The sequence below is a fragment of the Pantoea sp. CCBC3-3-1 genome, assembly GCF_007981265.1.
GTDB lineage: Bacteria > Pseudomonadota > Gammaproteobacteria > Enterobacterales > Enterobacteriaceae > Erwinia.
Genome location: NZ_CP034363.1, coordinates 4,257,158 through 4,272,090 on the forward strand (window position 1 = coordinate 4,257,158; position 14,933 = coordinate 4,272,090).

Genomic DNA, 14,933 nt, shown 5'->3' on the forward strand with positions numbered 1-14,933 from the left:
GCACCCGGCTTTATTGCTGTATTGCTGTGAACAGGCTGCCCGAAGAGGCCAATAGAATTCATTACACCTGCACCGGAGAGTAAACATGACCCACCTGCGGATTAAACAGATCGCTCAATGCTTAACGCTGACCCTGCTGGCCTCCACCGCTTATGTTCAGGCGGCGGTAATGACCCCGGGTAAACTGACCGTCGGCAGCGACATCACTTTTCCACCGTATGAATACCTTAACGATAAGGCACCTGCCGGTTTCGATATTGAGTTTATTGATGGCGTGGCGAAGGCAATGAAGCTGGAACCGCAATATATCGACACCCGCTTTACCAATCTCATCCCAGGTTTACAGGCAAAACGCTATGAGCTGATCGCCTCCGCGCTGTTTATTACGCCCGAACGCAGCAAAGTGATCGAGATGATCCCTTATCTGAAAACCGGCGAATCATTGATCGCCCTCAGCAACAGCAGCTTTAAACCGAAAAAGCCGGAAGCGCTGTGCGGTCATAAAGTCGGTTCGATGCAGGGCACCTACTGGCTGGAAAAGCTCCATGCTCTTTCCGCTGATTACTGCGTAAAGCAGGGACAGAAGCCGATTGAAGTCAGTGAATTTTCAACCGATCCTCAAGTCACGCAAGCAATGCTTTCCCATGCGGTAGAAGTGCAGATGACCGATGCGGCGGTTGCCAGCCAGGTAGTGGAAAAAATGAAGGGCCGCCTGGCCATAACGTCCGACACGCTGCTCTATCCGGTATTGGTGGGACTAGGCGTCAGCAAAGCTAACCCGGCATTCAAACAGCAGTTAACCGACGGTATTGCAGCATATAAAGCCAGCGGCCAGTACGCCACCCTGTTGCAAAAATACCATCTTGCTGAACCGCAGGACGTCGATATTCAGGCTCTGAAACAGTAATCCTGCGACGGGAGAACAAGCATGACTTTTGACTGGAATTACTTACTGAGTCTGTTTACCGACACAGACTTTTGGCTGGCGAGCTGGACGGTTTGCAAACTGAGCCTGGCAAGCTGGGCGATCAGCATTGTGCTGGGCTTTGTGCTGGCGCTGGGCAAACAGGCGTCCCGGCGCTGGTTGTCCGTTCCCGCCCGCGTTTATATCTGGCTGTTCCGCAGCCTGCCCCTGCTGGTGCTGCTGATTTTTGTTTATAACCTGCCGCAAGCGATGCCAGCGTCTTCCGCTCTGCTCAGCGATCCTTTCTGGGCAGGGCTGATTGCGCTGGTGCTGAGCGAAACAGCCTATATTGCTGAGATCCATCGTGGTGGCTTGTTATCCATTCCAAAAGGGCAGCGTGAAGCTGCGCATGCCCTCGGCCTGCGCTATGCCGGGATTCAGTGGCGGATCGTGATTCCACAGGCGATCCGCGTGGCGCTGCCTTCGCTGGCAAATGAATATATCTCTATCGTGAAGCTCAGCTCGCTGGTATCGGTTATTTCACTGACCGAAATCCTGATGGTGGGCCAGCGTCTCTATTCGCAAAACTTCCTGGTCATGGAGACGATGGCGGCAGTCGCGTTTTACTATGTGCTAATCGTCACGGTGTTTGATTTTCTGCTGAAAAGGCTGGAGCGCTATCTGGATGTTACCCAGCGCAACACAACTCGACCTCTGGATCCGGCGCTACGGGCTGTCGCCTCTCAGCCGTTGCCTGCTACGGTGCGCCCCACGCTTGCACAGACTATCCCGGCGTTACAGGCCTCTAAGCTACACAAAGCCTATAACAATGTAGAGGTGCTGGGTGCGGTTAGCCTGCAAATTCAGCCTGGTGAAGTGGTTTCAGTTATCGGTCCGTCCGGCTCAGGTAAAACGACGCTAATCCGCCTGCTGAACGGTCTGGAGCAGATTGATAACGGTGAAATTCGCATTAACGGTCAGCCGTTTATTCAGCTAAGCCAACATGGGTCGCAAAAACCCCGCTTTATTGAGCATGATGAACACCGGCTGAACATTGGCATGGTGTTCCAGAGCTTCAACCTGTTCCCGCATTTAACGGTCATGAACAATCTGCTACTGGCCCCTCGCTACCATCGCACCGCGCCGCTGGATGAACTGAAACATCAGGCTTGCGTCATGCTGCAAAAAGTCGGCATGCTGGACCAGGCGATGAAGTATCCGCATCAGCTTTCTGGCGGGCAGCAGCAGCGTGTGGCAATCGCCAGGGCGCTAATGATGCGGCCGCAAATTATGCTGTTCGACGAACCCACTTCCGCTCTCGATCCTGAAAAAGTGAACGAGGTGCTACAGGTCATTGAAACGCTGGCCGGAGAAGGCATCACCATGGTGATTGTCACCCATGAGATGAACTTCGCTTTCAAGGTGTCGGACCGCATTGTGTTTATGGAGAAAGGTCGCGTGGTTTGTGATGATGCACCACAGATATTGCAGGATGGAGAGCATCCACGAATCAAAGCCTTCCTGAAAGACGTTAATTTTGCCACGGGTTGAATTCACGCCCAACGGAGAAGGTGATGAGAAAGATAATTTTTGATACGGATATTGGCGTTGATGACGCTTTTGCGCTGGCTTACGCGGCAAAAACGCAAAATATACTGGGGATCACTACGGTTTTCGGCAATGTGGCGGTGGGTCAGGCGGTTAAAAATGCCAAATTGTTCTCACGGGAGATTGGCCTGAACGTCCCGATTTTTCGCGGTTGCTCGCGCCCAATGGGGCTGGCACAGGTCAGTAGTGCCGCAGCGGTGCATGGCGGCGATGGGCTGGGAGATGCGTTAGCTAATCCTTTCGATGAACAGGCTGATAATGCCGTCAGTTTTATCATTGATACCGTAAAAGGGCTGCCGGGAGAAGTGACGCTGGTGGCTATCGGCCCCCTGACCAATATCGCTACCGCTATTAATCTCGCCCCGGAGATCATCCCGCTGGTAAAAGAGGTGGTAATTATGGGCGGTGCTTTCGGCACGCACGGCCACGCCGGTAACGTAACGCCGCACAGCGAATTCAATATCTGGAAAGATCCGCACGCGGCCGATCAGGTACTCTCTTCGGCTCTGCCAGTGGTGCTGCTGCCGCTGGATGTTACTCATGAGGTGCCGATCACCGGTGAAGATATCCGTGGGCTAAACCTGCCAGTGTTAACCGCTATTTCAAAAGGTTATCTGCGTTACAGCCTGGAAAAAGAAGGTTTTGAAGGCATGACGCTGCACGATACCTTGACCATCTCGTGGCTGGATCATCCCGAGTTCTTTACGACAGTGAAATCCCCGCTCAGGGTGGTCTGCGAAGGCATTACTCTTGGACAGACGTTGCGGCAGCTCACGCAGTTAGCGTCTCGCTTCAATCCTTTTGCGCATTGTCACCAGCAAACAGTGTGTCTGGGCGTGGATACGGCGAAGGTGAAAGCCGCTTTTCTGGACAGCCTGCGCGTCAATCCTGCGGCCTGACCCCATAAAAAAGCCCGGTTAGCTTTCGCATAACCGGGCTTCATATCGCTGTGCGAAAATCAGACCTCGATATCCGCCGTATGGCCGTTTTCCTGTAGCCAGTTGCGACGATCTTCCGAGCGTTTCTTCGCCAGCAGCATATCCATTACCGCCATGGTTTTTTCCACTTCATCGTCTTCAATCGTCAGCTGAACCAGGCGACGAGTATTAGGATCGAGCGTGGTTTCACGCAGCTGAAGCGGATTCATCTCACCCAGACCTTTAAAGCGCTGCACGCCAGGCTTGCCCTTTTTGCGTTTCAGCTGGTCCAGAATGCCCGCTTTCTCTTCTTCGTCCAGCGCGTAATAGACCTCTTTACCCAGATCGATGCGGTACAGCGGCGGCATCGCAACGTAGACATGGCCGTTTTTCACCAGCGTGCGGAAGTGGCGAACAAACAGCGCACAAAGCAGCGTAGCGATATGTAAACCATCGGAGTCGGCATCCGCGAGGATACAGATTTTGCCGTAGCGCAGCTGAGACATATCTTCGCTGTCGGGATCGATGCCGATAGCGACAGAAATATCATGCACTTCCTGCGAAGCCAGCACCTCATCGGAAGAGACTTCCCAGGTGTTAAGGATTTTGCCCTTCAGCGGCATGATCGCCTGATATTCACGATCGCGCGCCTGCTTGGCCGATCCGCCTGCGGAATCCCCTTCTACCAGGAACAGCTCGGTGCGGTTCAGATCCTGCGCGCTACAGTCGGCCAGCTTGCCGGGCAATGCCGGGCCGCTGGTCAGCTTCTTACGCACCACCTTCTTCGCCGCACGCATACGACGCTGTGCGCTGGAGATGGCCAGCTCGGCCAGCATCTCTGCGGCCTGTACGTTCTGGTTCAGCCACAGGCTGAAGGCGTCTTTTACCACGCCGGACACGAACGCGGCGCACTGACGTGACGAAAGGCGCTCTTTGGTCTGGCCGGCGAACTGGGGATCCTGCATCTTCACTGACAGCACGTAAGCGCAGCGATCCCAGATATCTTCCGCCGACAGTTTGACACCGCGCGGCAGAATATTACGGAATTCACAGAACTCGCGCATCGCATCCAGCAGCCCCTGACGCAGGCCGTTGACGTGCGTACCGCCCTGCATGGTCGGGATCAGGTTCACGTAGCTTTCGGTCAGCAGCTCGCCGCCTTCCGGCAGCCACAGCAGCGCCCAGTCTACCGCTTCAATATCACCCGCAAAGGTGCCGACAAACGGCTTCTCAGGCAGCGTAGGCAGGCCGTTTACCGCTTCCATCAGATAATCGGTCAGGCCATCGGCATAGCACCAGGTCTGCTCGGTATTGTTAACTTTATCTTTGAAAACAATTTCAACACCCGGGCAAAGCACCGCCTTCGCCTTCAGCAAATGGCTGAGACGTGAAACAGAGAAGCGCGGGCTGTCGAAGAAGGAACCATCGGGCCAGAAGCGCACTCGGGTACCGGTGTTACGCTTGCCGACCGTGCCGGTAACGTGCAAATCCTGCACTTTTTCGCCATTTTCAAAAGCCATTTCATAGACTTCAGCATTACGACGAACGGTAACTTCGACTCGCGTTGACAGGGCGTTAACCACCGAAATCCCCACGCCGTGCAGGCCGCCGGAGAACTGGTAGTTTTTGTTAGAGAATTTACCGCCCGCGTGCAGACGGCAGAAAATCAGCTCAACGGCTGGCACCCCTTCTTCAGGGTGAATATCAACCGGCATGCCGCGTCCGTCGTCAATAACTTCCAGCGACTGGTCAGCATGCAGGATCACTTCGACGCGTTTGGCATGGCCCGCCAGCGCCTCATCGACGCTGTTATCGATCACTTCCTGACCTAAATGGTTAGGACGTGACGTATCGGTGTACATTCCCGGACGGCGACGAACGGGTTCAAGGCCGCTGAGTACCTCAATGGAGTCAGCGTTATAGCTGGATTGAGTCATCGTATAAATCTTGGTCGCTAAATGGTTGCCAGACTCCACGCATCGCTTCAGGCGTCGGACAGGCCCAGGAAGTCGAGGATCGGGGAGAAATGGCGTTCGAATCCGATAAAAGCGTGATTGCCGCCCTCTTCTACCGTCTGGCGGCAGGCGTTGTAATAGTCCAGAGCCTGACGGTAATCGAGCACTTCATCGCCCGTTTGCTGAAGCAGCCAGAGCAAATCTGGTGACTCCAGCGGGTCAATCTGCATCACTTTCAGATCGTAAATGTGGCGTGACTCTAACACATATTGTTGGCCGGTGTACGGGTTCTCGTTGTCGCCCAGATAATCCGCCAGCAGCTCGAAAGGCCGCACGGCAGGATTGACCACCACGGCAGGCAGCAGAAAACACTGCGACAGCCAGGTGGCGTAATAACCGCCCAGCGACGAGCCAACAATGCCAATCGTCTCCCCCGACGAAGAGAGGATATAGTTTTCCAGCATGATGGCCGCTTCGCCAGGAAAAGCAGGCAGTTGCGGAACGTGCACGTTGATTCCCGGATGATGCGCGGCCAGCCAGCGTTGGAACTGAGTGGCCTTGGCTGACTGCGGCGAACTGTTAAAACCGTGCAGATAAAGCAGCGTGGCCATCATCAATATCCTTCGGAATCGAGATTGGGGCTAAAGGCGCGGGTTTGCAGGCGCTCGACCTGCGTTTCAACGCGGCCGTCAGCGTGAAGGTCCAACCAGCGCCAGCCCGGCGCCTCTGAATCAATCGTAAAGCTGGTACAGTGCGGTTTGAACTGGACACAGGTGGAGGGCGTAGCCAGCAGGCGGCGGCCGTTCCAGTCCAGATCCAAATCCTGATGAATATGGCCGCAAAGCAGCGTGGTAGCCAGCGGGTAACGCTTAAGCACCGCTTCCAACATGTGGGAATTGCGCAGGCTGTGCTGATCGAGCCACGTACAGCCGGAAGGCTGCGGGTGATGATGCAACAGCACCAGCGTATGTCGCTCGGGTGCAATCGCCAGCGTTTTCTCCAGCCACTCCAGCTGGTAGTCGCTCAGCTCACCGTGCGGCACGCCAAAGACCTGACTGTCCAGCAGCACGATTTGCCAGTGTTCGCCCACCAGCACATGCTTTTGATCGGCAATTTGCGATTCGGCAAGCGTACTGAACATCGCTGGCTGGAAATCATGGTTGCCCGGCAGCCAGACGCAGGGCGCAGGCAGACGAGCAATGCCCTCAGCGAAATGCTGATAGGCTTCAACGGAATGATCCTGTGCCAGATCGCCCGTGGCGACGATCAAATCATACGGCTGCTGGCAGGCTGAAATGGCCTGCAATACCGCATCAAAACTGGCCCAGGTATTTACCCCCAGCAGCGTTTCGTGTTTACCAGCAAAAAGGTGGGTATCCGTTATCTGTAAAATCCTGACCCGGGCCCCACTTTCCACAGGAAGTTTTAACAGGCTATCCAATCAATGTCCTTAGGGTTAACGCCATCACAGCTTACAGTGACGGATTCAACAAACCGGAACGGCCATCGCGCCATGCGATAAACAGTAGCGCAGCCAGTCTGCCAGAAACTGGTTTATCTGATGCTTTTCATCACGCTGATGCAGCTTTTTATTGGGATAATCATAGCGTGCTTTAAAGCGATAGATCTGCTGCGTGGAACACACTTCAGCGACCATCGCGTCGTGATACAGACGCACGGACATGGCGGGCAGACTCCAGTAGCTGACAGCCGGCGCGGTTTGTTTGATCTCAACCAGGGTAGTGTATCGTGTTGATTCCTGGATAGTCACTGTGTAGCTGGCACCGTTCACCTGATAAGTAATAGCCTCACCCGCCCGATCTCCTTTCGGCAACAGGCGACGCAGCTGTGCGAAATTCGTTTCGCAGATCCGCATCATTTCGGGAAAATCAGGTACATAGCGCTTCATCATTCGGTTTTCCACTCTTCGCGTAGTTTTTTATAGTGCAGTTCCAGCCATTGCAAGGCGATGACGGAAGCCGCGTTATCTATTTTCCCCTCTTCCACCCATTGATAAGCCTGCTCGCGACTGACCACATGGACAAGAATATCCTCATTCTCTTCCTCCAGACCGTGGTTTCCCTGTGCCACGCTGGCATCCACTTCTCCCACCAGAATCTCCAACCGTTCGCTGGTACCGCCCGGACTCGCCAGATAGCTGAGGACGGGTTTAACACGGGCTGGGGTGATTCCGGCTTCTTCTACTGCTTCACGGCGCGCCACCTGTTCTGGCGTTTCGCCGGGTTCAATAATACCGGCGACTAATTCTAACAGCCAGGGCGTTGGGCTGGTGTCAAAAGCCGGAATACGGATCTGTTCAATCAGCACCACTTCGTCTCTGACCGGATCGTAAGGCAGCAGGACCGCGGCGTGACCGCGTTCAAAAACTTCTCTTTCTACCTCTTTACTCATCCCGCCGTTAAACAAGGAATAGCGAAAGCGATAGCGGGTAAGCGAAAAAAAACCGCTGTAGAGCGTCTCGCGTGCAATAATTTCTACATCGTTTTTGCCGAAAGTCACTGGGTATTTTTTTTCGTTTTCCATCGTTTCCTCTCTTCTACCGGTGAGACTAAAAATAGGGAAAGTACGGCCTGAACCGCTCAGAGTGTAGTTCTTGATGAATTATTTGAGTAAATTATGGCAACATGGCACTTTCAGCCAACTTATCTGTTTCCTTTACTCTGTTAGAATCGGCGATAATTTTTTTGGCTTACGACAGCGCTACCATAGCAATTTTGCTGCATAACAAGGAATGCAAATGAAGAAACTGCTCCCTTTACTTATCGGCCTGAGCCTGGGCGGCTTCAGCGTCGCCAGCCAGGCGGAAAATCTGCTGCAAGTTTATCAGCAGGCCCGGTTGTCTAACCCCGATCTTCGCAGTTCTGCAGCCGATCGCGATGCCGCCTTTGAGAAAATCAACGAGTCTCGCAGCCCGTTGCTGCCGCAGTTAGGCCTGGGTGCTGATTATACCTATAACAATGGTTATCGCGACAGCAGCGGCCTGCACTCCAATACCACCAGCGGCACGCTGCAGCTGACGCAAACCATTTTTGATATGTCAAAATGGCGCGCCCTGACCCTTCAGGAAAAAACGGCGGGTGTACAGGATGTCACCTACCAGACCGCGCAGCAAACGCTGATCCTGAATACCGCTACTGCCTATTTTAATGTATTAAACGCTATTGATACGCTTTCCTACGTTGAATCGCAGAAACAGTCGATCTATCGCCAGCTGGATCAAACCACACAGCGTTTTAACGTTGGTCTGGTTGCCATCACTGACGTACAGAACGCCCGTTCTCAGTACGATACCGTGCTGGCCAACGAAGTCACGGCGCGTAACGATCTGGATAACAATGTCGAAACGCTGCGTCAGGTAACCGGCAACTACTATCCTGGTCTGGCCTCGCTGAACGTTGACCGTTTTCAAACGGAAAAACCTCAGCCGGTTAATGCGCTGCTGAAAGAAGCGGAAAGCCGCAACCTCAGCCTGCTCTCCGCTCGCCTGAACCAGGATCTGGCCCGCGAGCAGATTCGCTATGCGGAAACCGGCCATATGCCAACGCTGGATCTGACCGCTTCATCCGGTTTGTCTAACAGCAAGTACGGCGGGAGCCGCGCCAACAGCGCAGCTTATCAGGACAGCATCAGCGGTCAGAATCAGGTTGGTCTGAGCTTCACTCTGCCGTTATACAGCGGTGGCGCCGTCACCTCGCAGGTAAAACAGGCGCAGTATGCGTATGTTGCAGCCAGCGAGCAGCTGGAAAGCGCTCACCGTACTGCGGTGCAGACCGTGCGTTCATCGTTTAATAACGTGAATGCATCTATCAGCAGCATCAACGCTTACAAGCAGGCCGTTGTGTCTGCGCAAAGCTCTCTGGATGCGATGGAAGCAGGTTATCAGGTCGGGACTCGTACCATCGTTGACGTACTGGACGCTACCACCACGCTGTTTAACGCCAAACAGCAGCTTTCCAATGCGCGCTACAGCTACATGATTAACGAGCTAAACATCAAGTCTGCGCTCGGTACGTTGAATGAGCAGGATCTGGCGACGCTGAACACTCGCCTGGGTAAAGAGGTTCCTACGTCACCGGAAACGGTCGCGCCGGAGAACACGCAGCAGGATGCCGCTGCGGATAATTCTGCGCCCGAAGCAGTGAAAACCAGCGCGGTTGCCCCTGCGGTTAACAGCCCTGCACCCGCCAGCAATAATCGGAATCCTTTCCGCCATTAAAACGTTTGGGGCAGTGCATACTGCCCCTTTTCAGCCATGAACGTATAGCTAAGTAAAGACCCCGCCGACTCGCCCTTCATCGCTTCAATTTCAACCGCTGTTCCCCTATTCTATGCTTACCTTTGGGCACAGGATTGAACAAAATGAAACGGACAAAAACAATTAATCATGCCTCCTTTCGTAAAAGCTGGAGCGCACGTCATCTGACGCCGGTCGCTCTTGCCGTGACCGCGGTCTTTATGCTGGCCGGTTGCGAACAATCGGATGAAACCGTCTCGCTGTATCAAAATGCGGATGACTGCTCAAGCGCCAATCCGGGTAAAAGCGAGCAGTGCACCACGGCATATAACAATGCCAAAAAAGAAGCGGAAAAAACGGCGCCGAAATATGCCAGCCGCGAGGAGTGCGTTGCTGAATTTGGCGAAGGTCAGTGCCAGCAGGCCCCGGCTCAGGCTGGTGTGGGCAGCACCAATGCTGAATCACAGCAGAGCGGCAGCTTCTGGATGCCGTTGATGGCAGGCTACATGATGGGCCGGCTGATGGGCGGCGGTGCGGGCTTTGCTCAGCAACCGTTGTTTACCTCACGCGCACCGGGTAGCCCGGCAAACGGGAAGTTTGTCGATGCCAGCGGTAAAAGCTTTGGAACTGCCACGCCTGGCCGCACGATGACCGTGCCGAAAACAGCACTGGCGCCAAAACCTGCAACGACCAGTACGGTAACGCGTGGTGGCTTTGGCGAAAGCGTTGCTAAACAGTCCACCATGCAGCGCAGCAGCGCCACATCCGGCTCCAGCCGTTCGTTCGGGGGCTGACGGTTAATGAAACGTCGAGCGATTACCGAACGTCCTGACTGGCGTGAAAAAGCCACCGAGTACGGCTTCCGTTTTCATACCATGCACGGAGAACCCTACTGGTGTGAAGACGCTTACTACGAATTCAACCTTCAGCAGATTGAAAAGCTGGAGGATGTGACCAGTGAACTGCATCAGATGTGTTTACAGGTTGTCGATAAGGTGGTCGGTAGCGAAGAGTTACTGGCTAAGTTCCGTATTCCAAAGCATACCTGGGAATTTGTGCGCTCATCCTGGAAAACCAATCAGCCTTCGCTTTATTCACGGCTGGATCTGGCCTGGGATGGTCAAACTGACGCAAAACTATTAGAAAACAATGCCGATACGCCAACCTCGCTGTATGAGGCCGCTTTTTTCCAGTGGATTTGGCTGGAGGATCAGCTGCGCGCCGGTAATTTGCCCGCAGGCAGCGATCAGTTCAACAGCTTGCAAGAAAAACTTATCGAACGCTTTGCGGCGCTGCACCAGCAGCATGGCTTTAGCTGGCTGCATTTTGCCTGCTGCCGCGATACGGATGAAGATCGCGGAACGGTACAGTACTTACAGGACTGTGCGACGGAAGCGGGATTGCCCAGTGAATTCCTGTTTATCGATGAAATTGGTCTTGGCGAAAAAGGTCAGTTTACCGACGTAGACGATCGGGTGATCGGTAATCTGTTTAAGCTTTATCCGTGGGAATTTATGCTGCGGGAAACCTTCTCTACCAAGCTGGAAGATGCTGGCGTGCGCTGGCTGGAGCCGGCCTGGAAAAGCATCATCTCCAATAAAGCGCTGCTGCCGATGCTGTGGAAAATGTTCCCTAACCATCCCAACCTGCTGCCCGCTTACTTTGCCGAAGACAACGTGCCCGCGATGGATAAATATGTGGTTAAACCGCTGTTTTCCCGCGAAGGCGCTAACATCCGCATCGTTGAAAACGGCAAAGAAATTGCCCGGGTAGATGGCCCTTACGGTGAAGAAGGCATGATCGTACAGCAGTTCCATCCGCTGCCTAAGTTCGGCGACAGCTATACGCTAATCGGCAGCTGGCTGATCGACGATCGGCCAGCTGGAATTGGTCTGCGCGAGGATCGCGACCTGATCACGCAGGATCTGTCTCGTTTTTATCCGCATACTTTTGTGGAATAAGCGATCCGGATCGAGTCGGCATGGATGCCGTTTCTTGCCTCAGTCCGGGTTCCTCGCGCCAGCACTACGTCAACAGTCTGTTTTAGCCTACCTGCACCGACAGCATACTTAACGAGGCCATTTCCAGCCCGTCTACCGGTATAGAAACGGCTTCATCTGGCTGGCGAGCGCCCAGCACATACAGTAAAGGTAAATAATGCTCGGGCGTTGGGTTAGATAGCTCAGCCCCGCTGTGCTGCATAAAATTCACCAGCGGATGCTGCTCTGCCGTTCCCTGCCATTGCAGATTATCCCGCACATAATCATTAAACGAAGACGCCCACGGATAAGGCTCCGCATCGCCCTGCCAGCGCGCCATGCGCAGGTTATGCACCACATTACCGCTGGCGACAATCATTATGCCGCGTTCGCGCAGGGCCGCGAGCTTACGCCCCAGCTCATAATGGTATGCGGCTGGCTTCGTGCCATCGACGCTAAGCTGCACGACTGGAATATCCGCCTGCGGATACATTTTTATCAGCACGCCCCATGAACCATGGTCAAAGCCCCATTCCTGATCCAGATGCACATCAACCGGCGACAGCGCTTCTGCCACTTCCTTTGCCAGCGCTGGTGAACCGGGCGCCGGATAATGGGTATCGAACAGCGCCTGAGGAAAACCGCCGAAATCGTGAATAGTGCGCGGCTTTTCCATCGCGGTAACGGCAGTGCCTCTGGTGTACCAGTGAGCCGAAACGGCAATAATCCCTTCAGGGCGCGGCAACGTTTTTCCCAGCTGACGCCAGGTTTGGGTATAGACATTCTCTTCCAGCACATTCATTGGGCTACCATGGCCTAAGAACAGTGCGGGCATACGTGATTGACTCATGATAATCCTCTGAATATTGGCTTAATGAGAATACCTTACGCCCTTTTTTCTGCGGATGAACCCGGATAACCATGATGAAGATCTTCAGGAAATTTGAACGGTAAAAAGACATTTCCTGACGTTACAGGGCGTCAGCTTCTGCTAATGTATAGCAAAGGCTATACTTTTCATTTTTGCGGAGAGAACACCATGTCTGTGCCTTTACTTCTGACTTTACTGGCTGGCGCTGCAACGTTTCTTGGTGCATTTCTGGGCGTGATTGGGCAGAAACCCTCACCCCGGGCGCTGGCTTTTGCACTGGGTTTTGCGGCCGGAATTATGCTGCTGATTTCATTAATGGAGATGCTGCCTGCCGCCCTGCGGGCTGAAGGCATGTCGCCCATTATGGGCTATGGCATGTTTATTATTGGCCTGCTCGGCTATTTTGCTCTCGATCGCCTGCTGCCTCATCAACATCCGCAAGATTTGATGGTGGGAGATAAACCGCCCCGTAATCTGCGACGCACCGCTATCCTGCTGACGTTGGGCATCAGCCTGCACAATTTTCCGGAAGGTATTGCCACTTACGTCACCGCCAGCAGCGACCTGGAACTGGGGCTGGGTATTGCGCTCGCCGTCGCCATTCACAATATTCCTGAAGGACTGGCGGTTGCCGGGCCGATGTACGCCGCAACAGGCTCAAAAAGCAAAGCAATGCTGTGGGCTGGCGTCTCCGGCATGGCGGAAATCCTGGGGGGCGTTCTGGCTTTTTGGCTGCTGGGGCCGCTGATTTCTCCGGTGCTCATGGGTGCCATTATGGCTGCTGTTGCCGGTATCATGGTCGCGCTATCGGTAGATGAGCTGATGCCGCTGGCTCGTGATGTGGCACCTGACGTTAATCCCAGCTATGGCGTATTATCGGGTATGTCAGTGATGGGCTTGAGCTTGACGCTGCTGGAAAGTAGCGGGCTGAGTTAAAAACCGGCGAGTGCGAATCTGGCCTGGTACTTCATCTGGCGGGCTTGAGGAAGAGGATAATAGCTGCGGCGTTTGGCTTAGCCCGACGCCGCATCAATCTTAGCTAGCCTGAAGCGTTTCTTTGCTGCGGCGATACGCAACCAAATCATCAATGGTCACTACCGGCATATCATGCTGTCTGGCAAAAACCACCACTTCCGGGGCATGCGCCATGGTGCCATCATCATTGGTCAGTTCACACAGCACGCCTGCGGATTTGAAACCGGCCAGCGTAACCAAATCAATTGTGGCTTCAGTATGGCCGCCGCGGGTCAGTACGCCACCATTGCGAGCACGCAGTGGGAATACATGGCCAGGCCGGTTCAAATCGGATGGCTTAGCGCCATCGGCTACAGCTGCACGAATAGTGGTGATGCGATCTGCTGCTGAAACACCCGTTGTCACGCCTTCGGCTGCTTCGATAGTGACGGTGAAGCCCGTACCGTATGAGCTGGTGTTGTTCTCCACCATCATCGGTAATTCAAGCTCACGAAGACGCTCTTCGGTCAGGCAAAGGCAAACAATGCCGCTGCCGTGACGAATAGTCAGTGCCATTTGTTCAACGGTCATGGTTTCTGCAGCGAAGATCATGTCCCCTTCATTTTCGCGATCTTCGTTATCTAACACCATCACACCACGGCCTGCACGCAAAGCGGCAATGGCCCGTTCTACACGCTGTTCCGGCGTGCCAAATTCAGAAAGAAGCGTCTGATTCATGGTAAATAAACCTTTATTTTGTATGGGTTACCAGAATCAGGGCGTGCTTAGGAGTGCAGTAAATAACGGCGAGGCAGGCAAAAGCCCGTCAGGAAACGTTACCCTCTCCCATCCGGACTCTAACCGTCGGCCCCGGAATCACACCGGATCTGCTGACCTTCAAACCGGCAGGTCTGAAGCGCTCGCGGGCTTTCAGCCGTAGCTGATTTACCGCCGGTGGGGAATTTCGCCCCGCCCTGAGAATAAGCCTGATTACTATAGCGCCGAAAAAATGGCAGAGCAACGAACAAAACGTGCAAATAGTTACCCATTTTGCGGCTTTACCGATTTCGGGTTTATCCTTTCAGGTTATGGCATTACACTTAAAGAAACTTTGCCGCTACCAGGAAGCCGCCATGATTGACCCAAAAAAAATTGAACAACTTGCCCGTCAGGTTCATGACTCTATGCCAAAAGGGATCCGCGAATTTGGCGACGACGTTGAGAAAAAAATCCGCCAGACTTTGCAGTCACAGCTGACTCGTCTGGATCTGGTAAACCGTGAAGAGTTTGACGTACAGACTCAGGTACTGTTGCGTACCCGTGAGAAGCTGGCCGCACTGGAACAGCGTATTGCCGAGCTGGAGAGCCGTAATGTAAACCAGGCGTCAGCACCGGCCCAGGCACCTGCGCCAGCAGAAGTGATTAAAACAGAAGATATGCCGTAATAAATCAGGGGGCGATCTGCATCGTCCCCTGAACATTCATCCTGC

At 54.0% G+C, this 14,933-nt stretch carries 15 protein-coding genes and 1 riboswitch; of the genes, 8 read left to right on the forward strand and 7 right to left on the reverse strand.

Annotation, left to right across the window (positions count from 1 at the left end; translation table 11 throughout):
* Window positions 1–85 precede the first annotated feature (85 nt).
* Genes EHV07_RS19905 through EHV07_RS19915 form a run of 3 tightly spaced genes read left to right on the forward strand, consistent with a single transcriptional unit; the run spans window position 86 to window position 3,411 of the window.
* Window positions 86–907: an ABC transporter substrate-binding protein gene (locus tag EHV07_RS19905; RefSeq protein WP_147199873.1), complete on the forward strand. Its 822-nt coding sequence runs from the start codon at window positions 86–88 to the stop codon at window positions 905–907.
* Between the two features lie 21 nt (window positions 908–928).
* Entirely contained in the window at window positions 929–2,455 is a 1,527-nt protein-coding gene (locus EHV07_RS19910) for an amino acid ABC transporter permease/ATP-binding protein (RefSeq protein ID WP_147199874.1), read from the forward strand.
* Between the two features lie 23 nt (window positions 2,456–2,478).
* Entirely contained in the window at window positions 2,479–3,411 is a 933-nt protein-coding gene (locus EHV07_RS19915; protein WP_147199875.1) for a nucleoside hydrolase, read from the forward strand.
* A 59-nt stretch (window positions 3,412–3,470) separates the two neighbouring features.
* Here EHV07_RS19915 and parE read toward each other — a convergent pair whose 3' ends face one another.
* The 5 genes from parE to nudF are packed head-to-tail and all read right to left on the reverse strand — an operon-like array spanning window position 3,471 to window position 7,928.
* Window positions 3,471–5,366, reverse strand: a complete 1,896-nt coding sequence (gene parE, locus EHV07_RS19920; RefSeq protein WP_147199876.1) for a DNA topoisomerase IV subunit B — start codon at window positions 5,364–5,366, stop codon at window positions 3,471–3,473.
* Window positions 5,367–5,413: 47 nt separating this feature from the next.
* A complete protein-coding gene (gene yqiA / locus EHV07_RS19925; RefSeq protein ID WP_147200683.1) occupies window positions 5,414–5,995 on the reverse strand; it encodes an esterase YqiA in 582 nt (193 codons plus the stop codon).
* Window positions 5,996–5,997: 2 nt separating this feature from the next.
* The gene (cpdA, locus tag EHV07_RS19930) at window positions 5,998–6,825 is read right to left on the reverse strand and encodes a 3',5'-cyclic-AMP phosphodiesterase (protein ID WP_147199877.1); all 828 of its coding nucleotides are present in this window, start codon (window positions 6,823–6,825) and stop codon (window positions 5,998–6,000) included.
* Window positions 6,826–6,870: 45 nt separating this feature from the next.
* Entirely contained in the window at window positions 6,871–7,296 is a 426-nt protein-coding gene (locus tag EHV07_RS19935; RefSeq protein ID WP_147199878.1) for a DUF1249 family protein, read from the reverse strand.
* On the reverse strand, window positions 7,293–7,928 hold the full coding sequence (nudF, locus tag EHV07_RS19940; protein WP_147199879.1) for an ADP-ribose diphosphatase: 636 nt from the start codon (window positions 7,926–7,928) through the stop codon (window positions 7,293–7,295). The genes EHV07_RS19935 and nudF overlap by 4 nt, the downstream gene beginning before the upstream one ends.
* 214 nt (window positions 7,929–8,142) lie before the next feature.
* Here nudF and tolC point away from each other — a divergent pair, with 214 nt between their 5' ends.
* From tolC to EHV07_RS19955, 3 genes are all read left to right on the forward strand, one after another.
* Window positions 8,143–9,621: an outer membrane channel protein TolC gene (gene tolC, locus EHV07_RS19945; protein WP_147199880.1), complete on the forward strand. Its 1,479-nt coding sequence runs from the start codon at window positions 8,143–8,145 to the stop codon at window positions 9,619–9,621.
* A 143-nt stretch (window positions 9,622–9,764) separates the two neighbouring features.
* Entirely contained in the window at window positions 9,765–10,433 is a 669-nt protein-coding gene (locus EHV07_RS19950; protein WP_147199881.1) for a DUF1190 family protein, read from the forward strand.
* 6 nt (window positions 10,434–10,439) lie between these two features.
* The gene (locus EHV07_RS19955; protein ID WP_147199882.1) at window positions 10,440–11,600 is read left to right on the forward strand and encodes a glutathionylspermidine synthase family protein; all 1,161 of its coding nucleotides are present in this window, start codon (window positions 10,440–10,442) and stop codon (window positions 11,598–11,600) included.
* An 82-nt stretch (window positions 11,601–11,682) separates the two neighbouring features.
* Here EHV07_RS19955 and ygiD read toward each other — a convergent pair whose 3' ends face one another.
* Entirely contained in the window at window positions 11,683–12,468 is a 786-nt protein-coding gene (ygiD, locus tag EHV07_RS19960) for a 4,5-DOPA dioxygenase extradiol (RefSeq protein ID WP_147199883.1), read from the reverse strand.
* Window positions 12,469–12,657: 189 nt separating this feature from the next.
* Between ygiD and zupT the strand changes: the two genes are divergently transcribed.
* Window positions 12,658–13,425 (forward strand): zinc transporter ZupT, encoded by a 768-nt coding sequence (gene zupT, locus EHV07_RS19965; RefSeq protein ID WP_147199884.1) that lies wholly within the window; start codon window positions 12,658–12,660, stop codon window positions 13,423–13,425.
* A 99-nt stretch (window positions 13,426–13,524) separates the two neighbouring features.
* Here the strand turns inward: zupT and ribB are convergent, their stop codons facing one another.
* Window positions 13,525–14,181 carry a 3,4-dihydroxy-2-butanone-4-phosphate synthase gene (ribB, locus tag EHV07_RS19970; RefSeq protein ID WP_147199885.1) on the reverse strand — a complete coding sequence of 219 codons (657 nt, stop codon included), beginning with the start codon at window positions 14,179–14,181 and terminating at the stop codon, window positions 13,525–13,527.
* Between the two features lie 96 nt (window positions 14,182–14,277).
* A riboswitch (FMN riboswitch) is annotated at window positions 14,278–14,429 on the reverse strand.
* Window positions 14,430–14,576: 147 nt separating this feature from the next.
* Between ribB and EHV07_RS19975 the strand changes: the two genes are divergently transcribed.
* Window positions 14,577–14,888, forward strand: coding sequence for an accessory factor UbiK family protein (locus EHV07_RS19975; RefSeq protein ID WP_147199886.1), 312 nt, complete (start codon window positions 14,577–14,579; stop codon window positions 14,886–14,888).
* The last annotated feature ends 45 nt before the right edge of the window (window positions 14,889–14,933 follow it).